Consider the following 15,735-nt stretch of genomic DNA (forward strand, 5'->3'; position numbering starts at 1 on the left):
TCTTTAGTAAATTTAAATATCTCCTCTTTCTCTTTCTCCACCATAAGAAGAAATTCCATAATCAAGATTTGTTACTGATTTAAAACCTAAATTTAACATTATTCTTTGACAGTATGCGCTTCTACTTCCACTATGACAATAAACAACCGTTGCAATATCTTTTTGATTATTAACTTGTTCTATTGCTTGATAAAATGATGTTGTAGGAATTAAATAATCTGTTCCTTTAATTCTTGAGCCAACCCACTCCATCCATTCTCTTGTATCAACTAAATTAAATTTAATCACACCTGCATTTCTGGCATCAATTAAAGCTTCTAATTCTGTTGAATTTATTTCATCTTTTTGTAATAACTTTTCACACTCATTTTTATTTAAACCATCATGAGTTGCAATAGCATCATGTAAATGATTCTCTTTCATAATATTCTGTGCTTCTTCTTTTGTACAGAATATTCCACAATGACATGAACCTTTAGATGGTATTTCTTTTGTTAGAGCAGGAACACATGGACAAAGTCTATTTTCACCAGTCTCTTGTTGTTCTTGAGGTGTTTGTCCAATAACCATAAAACATGGGCAAAATCTTTTTCCATAAATTATCTTATTTCTTGTTAATCCCATTTGAATTGATTCATTAACTTCATCATCAGGATTATATGTTAGATTATGTTCTTTTAATACTTTATCAGTAAATTGTTTTGTTAATTCAAATTCAATTTGAAATTCTTCACTATTTGTGTCAATTTTTTTTATCATTTATTATCCTAAAATTGTGTTTATTATTTTTAAGAAAATGTATTTAAATATAATTTCTCAACTTTTTGTCTTGCCCAAGGTGTTTTTCTTAAAAATTTAAGGCTAGAATTTATTGAAGGTTCAAAATTAAAACATCTTATATTAATTTTATATCCCAACTCTTCCCAACCATAATAGTTTACTAATTTATTTAAAATTGATTCTAATTTCACACCATGAAGTGGATTATTTGGATTATTATTCAAAGAAATTCCTAAAAATAAAATTAGATGCAAGTCTAACATAAGGAAGTGGAAAAAGAGATAAACTAAGAAAGAGGAAATAACAAACAAGGGTAAAAAGGGTAGGTAAAAAAAAAGCTTCTTCCAAAGAGAACTAGTAGTAGTTCAAATAGAAAGAAGCTTTGTGTGTGTAAAAACTCAAAGCTGGCAGCGACCTACGTTTCCACCAGGGGACCCGGCAGTATTATCGGCGATGAAGTGCTTGACTTCCAGGTTCGGAATGGGACTGGGTATTTCCACTTCTCTGTAGCCACCAGCAAGTTGAGTATTAAATAAATTAAGAATAAAAAAGAACTAAAATTCTGTTCACTCATAAAAATCATCACTTAGATAATTTCTCTAAATTTACTTAATACTCAACTCGTTAAGGAGTTAAGAAAAAATAATGCTAAAGTCTTTGCTTCTTAAAAAAATTGACATTTTTTCAAGGTAACATTAAACACAATATATATTAAATATAAAAACATATATTTAATAAGATAGTAAACCAAAGAATTGTTAAAATAAGCCAAACGTTCTATTAGTACTGGTCAGCTAAACGCCTTACAACGCTTACACATCCAGCCTATCAACCAGCTAGTCTTGCTGGGAACTTCAGGGAAAGTTAATCTTAGAGTTGGCTTCGAGCTTAGATGCTTTCAGCTCTTATCACATCCGTACGTAGCTACCCAACGATGCTCTTGGCAGAACAATTGGTACACCAGTGGTACGTTCATCCCGGTCCTCTCGTACTAGGGACAAATCTCTTCAACTTTCCTACGCCCACGGAAGATAGGGACCGAACTGTCTCACGACGTTCTGAACCCAGCTCGCGTACCGCTTTAAATGGCGAACAGCCATACCCTTGGGACCGACTTCAGCCCCAGGATGCGATGAGCCGACATCGAGGTGCCAAACCTCCCCGTCGATGTGAGCTCTTGGGGGAGATCAGCCTGTTATCCCCGGCGTACCTTTTATCCTTTGAGCGATGGCCCTTCCACGCAGAACCACCGGATCACTATGACCGACTTTCGTCTCTGTTCGACTTGTATGTCTCACAGTCAAGCTAGTTTATGCCATTATACTCAACAAGCGATTTCCATCCGCTTTGAACTAACCTTTGTAAGCCTCCGTTACTTTTTAGGAGGCGACCGCCCCAGTCAAACTACCCACCAGACATTGTCCTGATACAAGATAATTGTACGCAGTTAGTAACTCAAATATTCAAGGGTGGTATCTCAAGGATGGCTCCGCTAGTACTTGCGTCCTAGCATCACAGCCTCCCACCTATCCTGCACATGAATATCCAAGCTACAGTGTCAAGCTGTAGTAAAGGTGCACGGGGTCTTTCCGTCTTTCCGCGGGTAGGAGGAATTTTCACCTCCACTACAATTTCACTGGATCCCTGGTTGAGACAGCTCCCATCTCGTTACGCCATTCATGCAGGTCGGTATTTAACCGACAAGGAATTTCGCTACCTTAGGACCGTTATAGTTACGGCCGCCGTTTACTCGGGCTTCAATCAAATGCTTCGCTTGCGCTGACATCATCAGTTAACCTTCGAGCACCGGGCAGGCGTCACACCTTATACATCCACTTACGTGTTAGCAAAGTGCTGTGTTTTTGGTAAACAGTCGGGAGGGACTCTTTGTTGCAACCTCTCTAGCTTTTTGGAGCAAGTCCATATACCAAAGTAGGCACACCTTATACCGAAGATACGGTGCTAGTTTGCAGAGTTCCTTAACCAGGGTTCTTCCACGCGCCTTAGAATACTCATCCCACCCACCTGTGTCGGTTTACGGTACGGGCAACATACAATATACTTAGTGGCTTTTCTTGGCACGACAGTATCATCGATTCTCCATCTCCTCCGAAGAGTGTCAAGAGCCTGTAAGATCTCGGCCTATTGCAACCCGGATTTGCCTAAGTTACAGCCTACGTCCTTCGACCCACTATTCCATCAGTGAGCTCGATTAACTCTATGCGTCCCCACATCGCGCTTATATGTTGGTATTGAAATATTAATCAATTTGCCATCGTCTACCCCTTTCGGACTCGACTTAGGTCCCGACTAACCCTACGATGACGAGCATCGCGTAGGAAACCTTGGGTTTTCGGCGTTGAGGATTCTCACCTCAATTATCGCTACTCATGCCTGCATGCTCACTTCTATCCGCTCCAACGCTCCTTACCGGTACATCTTCTACGCTGAATAGAACGCTCTCCTACCACTCAATTAAAAATTGAATCTAAAGCTTCGGTGTACATCTTAGCCCCGTTATATTTTCCGCGCAGAATCACTAGACCAGTGAGCTGTTACGCTTTCTTTAAAGGATGGCTGCTTCTAAGCCAACCTCCTGGTTGTCACAGTAACTCCACATCGTTTTCCACTTAGATGTAACTTAGGGACCTTAGCTGTTAGTCTGGGTTGTTCCCCTCTCGACGATTGATTTTATCACCCACCGCCTGACTCCTGTGATTCCACATATAGTATTCATAGTTTGATAGGGTTTGGTACCGCGGTAAGCAGCCCTAGCCCATTCAGTGCTCTACCCCTATATGCTACAACACAAGGCTATACCTAAATATATTTCGGAGAGAACCAGCTATCACGAAGTTTGATTGGCCTTTCACCCCTATCCACAAGTCATCCCAAGACTTTTCAACGCCTGCGGGTTCGGTCCTCCACTGGCTCTTACACCAGCTTCAACCTGCTCATGGATAGATCACTTCGTTTCGGGTCTGCAGCATCTGACTAATTCGCCCTATTAAGACTCGCTTTCGCTACGGCTTCGTACTTGACTTAACCTTGCCAGACACCACAACTCGCAGGCTCATTATGCAAAAGGCAGTCCATCACCCTGATAAATCATAGGGCTCTGAATGATTGTAAGCTAATGGTTTCAGGTTCTATTTCACTCTCCTCGCTGGAGTACTTTTCACCTTTCCCTCACGGTACTTGTTCACTATCGATCTGTAAGTAGTATTTAGGATTGGAGGGTGGTCCCCCCAGTTTCAGTCAAAATATCACGTGTTCCGACCTACTCAGGATACCATTAGAGCTATTGAGAATTTAAACTACAGGAGTTTCACCTTCTATGCTACACTTTTCCAAGTATTTCATCTATCCTCTTTAGTCTCATGTTATGGTCCTACAACCCCCAATGCAAGCATTGGGTTTGTCCTAATCCGCTTTCGCTCGCCGCTACTAACGGAATCTCGTTTGATTTCTCTTCCTCTGGCTACTGAGATGTTTCACTTCACCAGGTTAGCTCCCATATTGGGTAATATAGCTCTCACTATATTGGGTTGCCCCATTCAGAAATCCCCGGATCAAAGCTCTTTGGCAGCTCCCCGAGGCTTATCGCAGCCTAATACGTCTTTCATCGCCTCTTACAGTCTAGGCATCCACCATTAGCCCTTAATAGCTTATTAATAAATAGAGTTAAACTCTATCGCATTTTTGATAATATTCTTTGGCTACTATCTTATTAAACATATTACTTAAAATATATCTAATAAAACATGTTGTGTTCTATCTATAGTTTTATTTCTAAAATTTAGATATGAAATTTTTTTTGTTTTAAATTATTTAACATTGCTGTTATATAATTCTTACGAAAAAATTAAAGACTTTAACATTATATTTTTAAATATCATTTTCAAATCTCTTTGAAAAACTTTGATTCGAAAATCAAATATAAATTCAATCTCTTTGAACTTATATTTAACTTTCTATCATCTTTTTTTATCTTAATTGAACTATTTCTATTTAAAACTCTCATTTTAAATAATAGGTGGTGGAGAATAGCGGGATCGAACCGCTGACCTCCTGCGTGCAAAGCAGGCGCTCTCCCAGCTGAGCTAATTCCCCAACCTAAATTAATCTTTACTAGATTATTTAATGGTGGGCCTATCAGGACTTGAACCTGAGACCTCACGATTATCAGTCGAGCGCTCTAGCCAGCTGAGCTATAGGCCCCTTTTACTACCTATTTAAATAATCTTTATAAACCGAATATAAAATCATATATTTTTTTAAGTTTTTAAGTTAAGAAACAAATCTTAACTTAATTCTCTGAAAGGAGGTGATCCAACCGCAGGTTCTCCTACGGTTACCTTGTTACGACTTCACCCCAGTCGCTGAATCCACTGTGGAAGGTAGCTATTTTAGCATCCCCGCTTCGAATGAGTTCAACTCCCATGGTGTGACGGGCGGTGAGTACAAGACCCGGGAACGTATTCACCGTAGCATAGCTGATCTACGATTACTAGCGATTCCAACTTCATGTAGTCGAGTTGCAGACTACAATCCGAACTGGGAGATATTTTTGAGATTTGCTCCACCTCGCGGTATTGCTGCTCTTTGTATACCCCATTGTAGCACGTGTGTAGCCCTGGACGTAAGGGCCATGATGACTTGACGTCGTCCTCACCTTCCTCCTACTTGCGTAGGCAGTCTCATTAGAGTTCTCAGCCGAACTGTTAGCAACTAATGACGAGGGTTGCGCTCGTTGCGGGACTTAACCCAACATCTCACGACACGAGCTGACGACAGCCGTGCAGCACCTGTATATAAGTTTCTGCAAGCAGACACCAATCTATCTCTAGAAAGTTCTTACTATGTCAAGTCCAGGTAAGGTTCTTCGTGTATCGTCGAATTAAACCACATGCTCCACCGCTTGTGCGGGTCCCCGTCTATTCCTTTGAGTTTTAATCTTGCGACCGTACTCCCCAGGCGGTACACTTAATGTGTTAACTGCATTACTGCAAGGTCGAGCCTCACAACAACTAGTGTACATCGTTTAGGGCGTGGACTACCAGGGTATCTAATCCTGTTTGCTCCCCACGCTTTCGCGTCTCAGCGTCAATAATGTTCCAGTAGATCGCCTTCGCAATCGGTATTCCTTCTGATCTCTACGGATTTTACCCCTACACCAGAAATTCCATCTACCTCTCCCACATTCTAGGTATACAGTTTCAAAAGCAGTTCTATAGTTAAGCTATAGGATTTCACTTCTGACTTATATACCCGCCTACACGCTCTTTACGCCCAGTGATTCCGAGTAACGCTTGCACCCTCCGTATTACCGCGGCTGCTGGCACGGAGTTAGCCGGTGCTTATTCATATAGTACCGTCATTATCTTCCTATATAAAAGGAGTTTACGCACCGAAATGTGTCATCCTCCACGCGGCGTTGCTGCATCAGACTTTCGTCCATTGTGCAATATTCCCCACTGCTGCCTCCCGTAGGAGTCTGGACCGTGTCTCAGTTCCAGTGTGACTGATCATCCTCTCAAACCAGTTAGGCGTCATAGTCTTGGTGAGCCATTACCTCACCAACAAACTGATACCATACAGACCCATCCTCTAGCACTAAAGCGTTTCCCTTGCATACTTATGTATTAAAGGCATATAGGGCATTAGCAGACGTTTCCATCTGTTATTCCTTTCTAGAGGGCAGGTTATCTATACATTACTCACCCGTGCGCCACTTAGCTGACAATTATAGCAAGCTATAATCCGTTCTCGTTCGACTTGCATGTGTTAAGCACGCCGCCAGCGTTCACTCTGAGCCAGGATCAAACTCTCCATAAATTATAGATTATTTGAAACTGACATTTTTGTATTATTTTACTAATTACAAAATTATCACTCATTATCATAGACAAGTTTTCAATGTTTTACCATCTCATCTTGTTTTATATATTTTTTATATTAACATTATTTCTTATTTTATTTCTGTAAACAATGAAACAGATTTTTATAAGATTTATATATTCGGTTTATAAAGATTACTTCATAAACTTCAATTAAATTATTTTAAAGATCATCCTAATAAACTAAAACCTTTCTCATCTCTCTTTCGTTTGATGCGCTTCAGTCAATTTGGACGGGAATTATAATAGGATTTTTTATCCTTGTCAAGAGCTTACAGCTTAAATTTAGCTAAAATTTTCAAATTTACTGTACACTCTATTCTTTTACTATCTTATCTTTGTGTTTCTACCCTTACTACCTCTTAATATATCTTTAATTATTATTTATTACTTCTCTAAATCCACTTTTTGGATATATTTCTATCTCTTTCTTCTCTTCCTCTTTTGTTCTTAATATGATTTTACATCTTTCTTTTATCTCATATTGATTAAGGTTGATAATAAATATCTATAAAATGCTAAATAAGGTAAATATTCATGAAGAAAAAAACTTATCAAATTATTCAAGAAATGATTCTATAAATGATAAAAAGGGAGAGTAGGGAGAAAAGACAATAATACTATTATATATAGTAGATCTAACAAATACGAATGAAGATGATTATTTAAATCTTAATACAAAGGAACCATTTATTTATATAATTAGATGTTAAAATTCTCATATTATAACAGATAAAATAATGACAAAAGAATATGAAAACATTAAATGCTTTACTTTAGAAATACTAGAAAGTAGAAATGAAAACTTTAACAAAGGATCTTCTTTAAGAAATTCAATTTTTGAAGATATAATAAATAAAATGGCTCCGGCACCTGGATTCGAACCAGGGACCAAATGATTAACAGTCATCTACTCTACCGCTGAGCTATGCCGGAATTTGATTTTTTATTTATTGTAAGCTTTAATTTATAAATGGCTCCGGCACCTGGATTCGAACCAGGGACCAAATGATTAACAGTCATCTACTCTACCGCTGAGCTATGCCGGAATTTATAAATTATAAGTATTAAAGTTAAAGTAATGGCTCCGGCACCTGGATTCGAACCAGGGACCAAATGATTAACAGTCATCTACTCTACCGCTGAGCTATGCCGGAATTTATGACTTCAACTTTAATGGGGTGGAATTATAGTAAAAAAAGTTTTTATTGTCAAGACTTTTTCACACATTTTTGTAAAAATCGACTCCACTACTATTTAGAATTGATATTTTCTTTTCTTCTAAAAGTTTTGACAAAATATCTTTTGATTTATCATCAAACATATTTTCTATATCTTCTTTTGTAAGAGGTCTTCTTTTTAACATAAAAAGTATTTCATCTTCACTATAAGTTTGAATCAATTTTGGTCTATTTTTAAAAACTATATTTACATTGATATTTTCAAATCTATTTGCAACTTTTTCTAAAAACTCATAACTAACTGGATTTACTTTATATGCTGGTGGTCTATCAATAGTTCCAATATCAACTCTTTTAGGATTGATTTGTTTTACAGCATTAAACAATAACTCTATTTCTTCATCTTTATCATTTACATCTTTAACAAATAAAATTTCTAAAACAAAATCTTTTGTAGTTCTTTGTGAAAATTCAATCATTGAAGGAACAATTTTATCAATTTCTACACTTTTATTTTGTCTATCAAGTTTTTTAAAACACTTTTCACTTACACAATCTAAAGATAATTTAACTATATCAATTTTTAATAAAGCATCAAAAATCTCTTTTTTATAAATTGTACTTCCATTTGATAAAATCAAAGTTTTTGTTTCACCTTTTATTTTATTAATTTCTTTAATTAAATCATTTAATTTGGGATATAAAGTTGGTTCACCATTACATGTTATTGTAATCACATCAATTTTTGGATGTTTTTCAAAACTATCTTTTATTGCACTTATAATTTCTTCAACACTTGGAAATATATCCATTTTTTCAATAGTTTTAGCTGGTTCTAATTCACAATATAAACAATCAAAATTACACTGTTTTTTTGATGGTGATAAATCAATACCTAATGATATTCCAAATCTTCTTGAAGGAATTGGTCCAAAAATAATTGAATTTGAATAAGACAAAATAAAAATCCTTTTAAATAAAAAAAGAGAAGCTAAATAGCCTCTCTTTTATAATAATTTTCTAAAACAAATTTGTTTTATGCTTTTTTTGAAACTCTTTGACACTCTTTTACAAAGTGAATTGCATTTTCAACAGGAACATCAGGTAAAATACCATGACCTAAATTGAAAATATGTCCTTCACCTTTCATTATGTTTTGAATTGCTTCAACACACATAGTTGTTGCTTCTTTTGAATATAATCTACAAGGTTCCATATTTCCTTGTAATACATATTTCTCACCTAATTTTTCTTTTGCAAGAGCCATTGGTGTTCCCCAATCTACTCCAAATACATCAAAATTTCCATAAACTAAACCTCTTTCAATAAATGCAGCTATTCCTTTTGGGAACATAATAATAGGAATATGTGGATATTTTTCTTTTAAATATTCAGCAATTTCTACCATATATTTCCATGAAAATTCATCATATTTAGAAGGTTCAATTGCAGCTGCCCATGAATCAAAGATTTGAACTACATCTGCTCCAGATAGAATTTGATTTTCCAAATAAATTTTTACAACATCAGTTACTTTTCTTAAAATTTTATGTAAAAGCTCAGGATTTGAATACATCATTTTTTTACATAAATTATAAGTTTTAGTACCCTGCCCTTCAATCATATATGTAGCAAGTGTCCAAGGAGCACCTGTAAATCCAATAAGTGCTTTGTTTTCTGGTAATTGTTGTTTTAAAAGTTTAATAGTTTCATAAACATAAGTTAATTTATTTGCAGCTTCAACTCCACCTATTAAAGAATCAATATCAGATTCTGTTTTAATAGGATCTTTAAAAACAGGACCTTCACCTTTTATAAAATCTAAATGCATCCCCATTTCATTAGGAACAACTAAAATATCACTAAATAAAATAGCTGCATCAACACCAACAATATCTAAAGGTTGAATAGTAACCTCAGCTGCAAGTTCAGGATTATGGCAAAGATTTAAAAAATTTCCAGCTTGTGCTCGAACTTTCATATATTCAGGGAGATATCTTCCTGCTTGTCTCATCATCCAAACAGGAGTATAAGGTGTTGGTTTTCTAAAACATGCATCTACAAATATTTTTGACATTTTTTTCCTTTTTATTTTTTACCAACTTTACCTAAAAAGTAAAGTCCTACAGCTAATGCTGTAATTGCTAAAGCAAAATATAATAACTCTAAAGGGGTTTCATATTTTGTATGTAAAACCCTTTGAAAATAATTTACAATTAATACCATTATAATAACTTTAGCTATTTTATCTTTTAATTGATCCAAAGAATGAATAGCTAAAATAGTATTACAATTTTCATTTTCTTCATTACAAGCTGCATCTATTTTAGATATGAACAATTCATAAATTCCAAATGAAAAAATCAACATAACAACAGCAATAAGATACAAATCAACTGCACCTATTATTCCTGCAACTATATCTTCATGAAAATGTTCAGGATGTGTTCCATTTAATACGTTTGTAATAACAAACTTTGCAACACCAATAATATCAACACTAGCTACCAAAAAGAGAATAACTGCACCCAAAAATCCAAAAATAACTGCAAGAATAACTACAAATCTACTCTTCCATAGTCCATTTTCGAATAATTTTTCTAACATTAAATGTCATTCTCCATCTCTATCCATTTAAGACCAATTCTAACTGCATTAGTTGCTGCTCCTACTCTTACTTGGTCAGCAACATTAAAATAATGAATAATGTTTGAAGCATAGATATCTTTTTTAATTCTTCCAACATAAGTAAAATCTGTATCCGTTGCAATTAATGGCATTGGATATTTTTTATTTTCTAAATCGTCTATAACTTTTACATTTTCAAAATTATTTAAAGCATTTCTAACTGCATCTAAATCAACATCAACATTTTCGTTAAACGTAACTGTAATTGATTCACTATGAGATCTTAAAACAGGAACTCTAACGCAAGTAGCTGCTACTTGAATATTTCTATGCATAATTTTTTGAGTCTCTTTTACCATTTTCATTTCTTCTTTAGTAAATCCATTATCTTGTGCAACATCAATTTGAGGAATTACATTTAAAGCTATTTGGTGTGGAAAAGCAGATTTTTCTGCATCTTCTAAATTGAATGCAAAAAATGCTTGCATTTGAAGAACTAATTCTTCCATACCTTTTTTCCCAGCACCAGAAACAGCTTGATATGTTGAAACATCTACTCTTTTTATTCCATATAATTCATCAAGTGGTTTTAAACTTTGAACCATTTGAATAGTTGAACAATTTGGATTTGCAATAATTCCAGTTTCTTTCCATAATTTAATATCTTCTGGATTTACTTCAGGAACAACTAAAGGTACTTTTGGATCCATTCTAAAATGACTTGTATTATCAATTACAACTGCCCCTGCTTCAACTGCAAATTTTGCAAATTTTTCAGAAATTGAACCACCTGCACTAAAAAAAGCAATTTCAACATCATTTTCTTCAAAAACTGTTTCAGTTAATTCTAAAACTGTTACCTCTTTTCCTGCATATTCTATTTTTGAACCTGCACTTCTTGAACTAGCTAATGGTATTAATTTATTTATTGGGAATTCATACTCTTCTAAAACTCTAAATAACTCTTCACCAACTGCACCAGTTGCTCCAACAACTGCAACATTAAATTTTCTCATTTTTTTACTCTTCCTCTTCTTTATCTAAATTATCTTCTGAATCTATTACATCCATTAAAGTTGGAGTTTTTGTAGTACCAACATCAAGAGTAGTAGTTTCAAGGATTTCTCCGTCTTCGTTATATCTAATTACATTTCCATTTTCATCAAGTTCTATCTCTTCATCTTCTTTTGGACATTTAGCAATTGATACAACTTTATCATTCTTATCAACATTTACGATAATAACACCAGCTGTATTTCTTCCAGCTTTTCTTATTGATTGCATATCAACTCTAATCATTTTTCCAATTGAAGTTAATAGCATTAAGTCTTGTGTATCATCAACTAAAACTTCACCTATAACATTTCCTGTTTTTGGAGACAATTTCATAGAAATAACACCAGAACCTGCTCTGTTTGTAAGTCTATATTCACTTACAGTTGTTCTTTTTCCAATACCTTTTTCAGATACTGTTAAAAGTTCTTGCTCTTCACTGCTTACTACATCGGCATCAACTACAAAGTCAACTTCATGTTTAAATTTGATACCTCTAACACCTCTAGTTGATCTTCCTTGATCTCTTGTTTTTTCAATTTCAAATCTAATACATTGTCCCATACTTGTAAAAATCATTAAATATTGTGTTTCTACATCTGCAATTTTTGCTGTAACAATCTCATCTAAATCATCAAGAACTATTGCTCTTACACCATTACTTCTGATATTTGAGAATTCACTTAATGATGTTCTTTTTATAATTCCATTTCTTGTGAAGAATACTAAAGATTTAGACTCATCAAAATCAGGAGTTGGAATAATTTCCATAATCTTTTCATCAGGTCTTAAATTAATTAAGTTAACAACCGCTTTACCTTTAGCTGTTCTACTTCCTTCTGGAATTTTATATACTTTTAACCAATATAATTGTCCCATATTTGTAACAAACATTAAAGTATCATGGGTATTACTTACAAAGAATTTTTCAATAAAGTCATCATCGTGAGTAGTCACAGCAACTTTACCTTTTCCACCACGTCTTTGTTTTTCATAAGACTTAATTGGAACTCTTTTTACATAACCATTATGTGTAATCGTAACAACCATTGGTTCATTTGGAATTAAATCCTCTATATCTATTTCATCATAAGAGTCTTCAATCTCTGTTCTTCTATCACTTGAGAATTTTTCTTGAATCTCAGTTAACTCTTCTTTTATTATTTGATTTAACTTTTCTTCAGATTTTAAAATAGATTCTAATTCAGCAATTAAAAGCATAAGTTCTGCATATTCTGCTTCAAGTTTATCTCTTTGAAGACCTGTTAATCTTCCAAGTCTCATATCTAAAATTGCTTGAGATTGAATAGCACTTAATCCAAATCTATTTTCTAAGCTCTCTCTTGCTTCAGCATCATTTGCACTTGCTCTAATTATCTTTACAACTTCATCAATATTGTCTAAAGCAATTTTTAAACCTTCTAAAATATGAGCTCTTGCTTTTGCTTTTTCTAAATCAAAAATAGTTCTTCTAATAATTACAGTTTTTCTATGAGATAAGAAAATATTCAATAACTGTGGTAAATTAAATACTTTTGGCTCTTTATTATGAACTGCTAATAAAATAATTCCAAAAGTTGTCTCCATTGGAGTCGATTTATAAAGGTTATTTAGAACTATTTCACTCATTGCATCTTTTTTAAGTTCAATTACAACTCTAATACCTTCTCTATCAGATTCATCTCTAACTTCTGAAATTCCATCTATTTGTTTATCTTTTGCAAGGTTTGCTATAAGTTCAATTAATCTTGCTTTATTTACTTGATAAGGTAATTCATCAAGAACTATAATCTCTTTTTTACCTCTTGTTTCTATATGATGCTTAGCTCTTATTCTTACTCTTCCTCTTCCTGTATTATATGCATCTATAATTCCACGTCTTCCAAAGATTGTTCCACCTGTTGGGAAATCTGGTCCTTTAACAAATTGCATTAACTCATCTGCTGTTGTATCTGGATTATCTATTGTATATAAAACTGCTTCTAATAACTCATTTATATTATGAGGAGGAATTTTTGTAGCCATACCAACAGCAATTCCTTCACTTCCATTTAAAAGTAAAGTAGGAACTCTTGTTGGAAGAACTGAAGGCTCTTTCATAGTATCATCATAATTTGGAACAAAATTAACTGTATCTTTATCCAAATCTCTTAATACTTCTTCAGCTATTCTAGTCATTCTAGCTTCTGTATATCTCATAGCAGCAGCACTATCTCCATCGATAGAACCAAAGTTTCCTTGTCCATCAACTAAAGGAGCTCTCATAGAGAAATTTTGAGCCATTCTTACAAGGGCATCATAAACAGAAGTATCACCATGAGGGTGATATTTTCCTATTACGTCTCCAACAATTCTTGCTGATTTTTTATAAGCTGATTTTGAAGTAATACTTAAATCATGCATTGCAAATAAAATTCTTCTATGCACTGGCTTTAAACCATCTTTTGCATCAGGTAATGCCCGACCAATAATAACACTCATAGAATAATCTAAATAAGAAGCTTTAACAGAGTCTTCAATATTTACATTTATAATATCTTGATTTTCGAAAAGGTTTTCCATAAAAAAAGGCCTTTGTAATATAAAATTGTTTTATTATATCTAATTTGTACTTAGTGATAGTTGTAATAAAATTTAATAATATAAATTTATAAAAAAAGGGGATAAAAGTTTAAACTTTCATCCCCTTGATTAGTTAATTCTTTTAATATAAAAGATTAATTTCCAGCTTTATGTTTAACTATCATAGAGTAAATTTCATCTTTTAGTTTTAATTTCTCTTTTTTCTTTGCTTCAATTTCAAATTGATCTGCATGAGACTCTTCTAATCTTGCAATTTCATGATCTAAATCATTATGTTTTTCAAAAACTTTATGGAAATGAGCATCCTTTTGTTTTAGTTCTGTAATTACATCTCTATATTCGTGAAACATTTTCTATCCTATCTGTTTAAATTTGATTTTATAATTATACAACTTATGTACTTAAATTATTGTAAATTTTTTATACACTAACTTCTATAATCTGCATTAATTTCTACGTACTTATATCCTAAATCACAACCATACGCTGTAAATTTTCCATCACCTAAGCCAATATCACAAATAATTTTATATTTATCTTTTTTTAATACATCTGCTGCTTTTGCTTCAGTCGCTGCATCAAAACAAATTTCACCTTTATTAAATACTACAACATCATTGTAAGAAATTACCAATTTTTCATCATCACAATCAATTCTACTTGCACCAATTGTTGAAGCAATTCTTCCAAAGTTTGGATCTTCTCCAAAAAGTGCAGTTTTAACTAAAAGTGAATTTGATAATGCTTTTGCTGCAATTTCAGCTTGTTCATTTGAAACTGCGTTTATAACTTCAAATGCTGCAACTTTTTTAGCTCCTTCACCATCTGCAACCATTAACATCGCCATATCATGCATTACAAGTCTTAGTGCTTCTTTAAATGCCTCTTTATCGTAAGCATTTGATTTTCCATTTGCTAAAACCATAACGGTATCATTTGTTGAAGTATCACCATCAACAGAAATTGCATTAAATGTAGTATGACTATTTGCAATTAATGCCTCTTTTATATCTTCAAAAGGAGCATTTGCATCTGTACAAATAAAACAAAGCATAGTTGCTAAATTTGGATTTATCATCCCTGCACCTTTTGCAACAGCACCAATCTTAAATGAAGTTCCATCTTCAAGTTTTACTTCATACATGCAAGTTTTAGCATATGCATCAGTTGTCATAATTGCACGAGAAAGGTTTTCACCGTTTTTAGCTGTTAAATCAAACTTTTTAGCACCAGCAACTAATTTTTCAATTGGTAATGGATTTCCAATAACACCTGTACTACTCATTACTGGATTTATTAAATCAAAATCAAGTTGAGAAAACAAAGTATTAATTGATTCAATACCTTTTCTTCCTGTTAATGCATTTGCATTTTTTGAGTTAATTAATACAAAATTTGTTTTAAAATTTTCACCATATTGTAAAAAATGTTTTAAAGGTGCAGCTTGAAATCTATTTTCTGTAAAAATTGCCGCAACAGTACAAGCTTCTTTTGTATAAATAAATCCTAAATCATTATTTCCATTTGGTTTAAGCCCTGCATGGATTCCATCACAATAAAATCCATCAATTTGATCAATATAACCTTTAATTGGTAAAATAGTAAACATT

9 protein-coding genes, 5 tRNA genes and 3 rRNA genes are annotated in these 15,735 nt (G+C 33.7%); all 17 read right to left on the reverse strand.

The window, feature by feature from the left end:
- Positions 1–12: 12 nt before the first annotated feature.
- Positions 13–759 carry a ferredoxin-thioredoxin reductase catalytic domain-containing protein gene (locus AAQM_RS09730; protein WP_129095845.1) on the reverse strand — a complete coding sequence of 249 codons (747 nt, stop codon included), beginning with the start codon at positions 757–759 and terminating at the stop codon, positions 13–15.
- A gap of 29 nt (positions 760–788) precedes the next feature.
- Entirely contained in the window at positions 789–1,004 is a 216-nt protein-coding gene (locus AAQM_RS09735) for a VF530 family protein (protein ID WP_228254541.1), read from the reverse strand.
- 178 nt (positions 1,005–1,182) lie between these two features.
- A 5S ribosomal RNA gene (rrf, locus tag AAQM_RS09740) occupies positions 1,183–1,298 on the reverse strand.
- A 241-nt stretch (positions 1,299–1,539) separates the two neighbouring features.
- Positions 1,540–4,454 (reverse strand): 23S ribosomal RNA (locus tag AAQM_RS09745).
- 363 nt (positions 4,455–4,817) lie between these two features.
- A tRNA-Ala gene (locus tag AAQM_RS09750) sits at positions 4,818–4,893 on the reverse strand.
- Between the two features lie 31 nt (positions 4,894–4,924).
- A tRNA-Ile gene (locus AAQM_RS09755) sits at positions 4,925–5,001 on the reverse strand.
- Between the two features lie 99 nt (positions 5,002–5,100).
- Positions 5,101–6,618 (reverse strand): 16S ribosomal RNA (locus AAQM_RS09760).
- The 16S, 23S and 5S rRNA genes sit together here with 2 tRNA genes alongside, the layout of an rRNA operon.
- 923 nt (positions 6,619–7,541) lie before the next feature.
- Positions 7,542–7,616 (reverse strand) — tRNA-Asn (locus AAQM_RS09765).
- 38 nt (positions 7,617–7,654) lie between these two features.
- Positions 7,655–7,729, reverse strand: a tRNA-Asn gene (locus tag AAQM_RS09770).
- Between the two features lie 33 nt (positions 7,730–7,762).
- A tRNA-Asn gene (locus AAQM_RS09775) sits at positions 7,763–7,837 on the reverse strand.
- A 65-nt stretch (positions 7,838–7,902) separates the two neighbouring features.
- Positions 7,903–8,820 carry a radical SAM protein gene (locus tag AAQM_RS09780; RefSeq protein ID WP_129095989.1) on the reverse strand — a complete coding sequence of 306 codons (918 nt, stop codon included), beginning with the start codon at positions 8,818–8,820 and terminating at the stop codon, positions 7,903–7,905.
- A gap of 77 nt (positions 8,821–8,897) precedes the next feature.
- Positions 8,898–9,938, reverse strand: a complete 1,041-nt coding sequence (gene hemE, locus AAQM_RS09785) for a uroporphyrinogen decarboxylase (protein WP_129095990.1) — start codon at positions 9,936–9,938, stop codon at positions 8,898–8,900.
- Positions 9,939–9,949: 11 nt separating this feature from the next.
- Positions 9,950–10,468: a YqhA family protein gene (locus tag AAQM_RS09790; RefSeq protein WP_129095991.1), complete on the reverse strand. Its 519-nt coding sequence runs from the start codon at positions 10,466–10,468 to the stop codon at positions 9,950–9,952.
- On the reverse strand, positions 10,468–11,505 hold the full coding sequence (locus AAQM_RS09795; protein WP_129095992.1) for an aspartate-semialdehyde dehydrogenase: 1,038 nt from the start codon (positions 11,503–11,505) through the stop codon (positions 10,468–10,470). Before AAQM_RS09795 ends, AAQM_RS09790 begins: the two co-directional genes overlap by 1 nt.
- A gap of 4 nt (positions 11,506–11,509) precedes the next feature.
- Entirely contained in the window at positions 11,510–14,104 is a 2,595-nt protein-coding gene (gene gyrA, locus AAQM_RS09800) for a DNA gyrase subunit A (protein ID WP_129095993.1), read from the reverse strand.
- Between the two features lie 155 nt (positions 14,105–14,259).
- Positions 14,260–14,475: an HP1242/YdcH family protein gene (locus AAQM_RS09805; protein ID WP_129095994.1), complete on the reverse strand. Its 216-nt coding sequence runs from the start codon at positions 14,473–14,475 to the stop codon at positions 14,260–14,262.
- A 77-nt stretch (positions 14,476–14,552) separates the two neighbouring features.
- Entirely contained in the window at positions 14,553–15,734 is a 1,182-nt protein-coding gene (gene argJ / locus AAQM_RS09810) for a bifunctional glutamate N-acetyltransferase/amino-acid acetyltransferase ArgJ (protein ID WP_129095995.1), read from the reverse strand.
- Position 15,735 lies beyond the last annotated feature (1 nt).

It is taken from the genome of Arcobacter aquimarinus, assembly GCF_013177635.1.
Classification (GTDB): domain Bacteria; phylum Campylobacterota; class Campylobacteria; order Campylobacterales; family Arcobacteraceae; genus Aliarcobacter; species Aliarcobacter aquimarinus.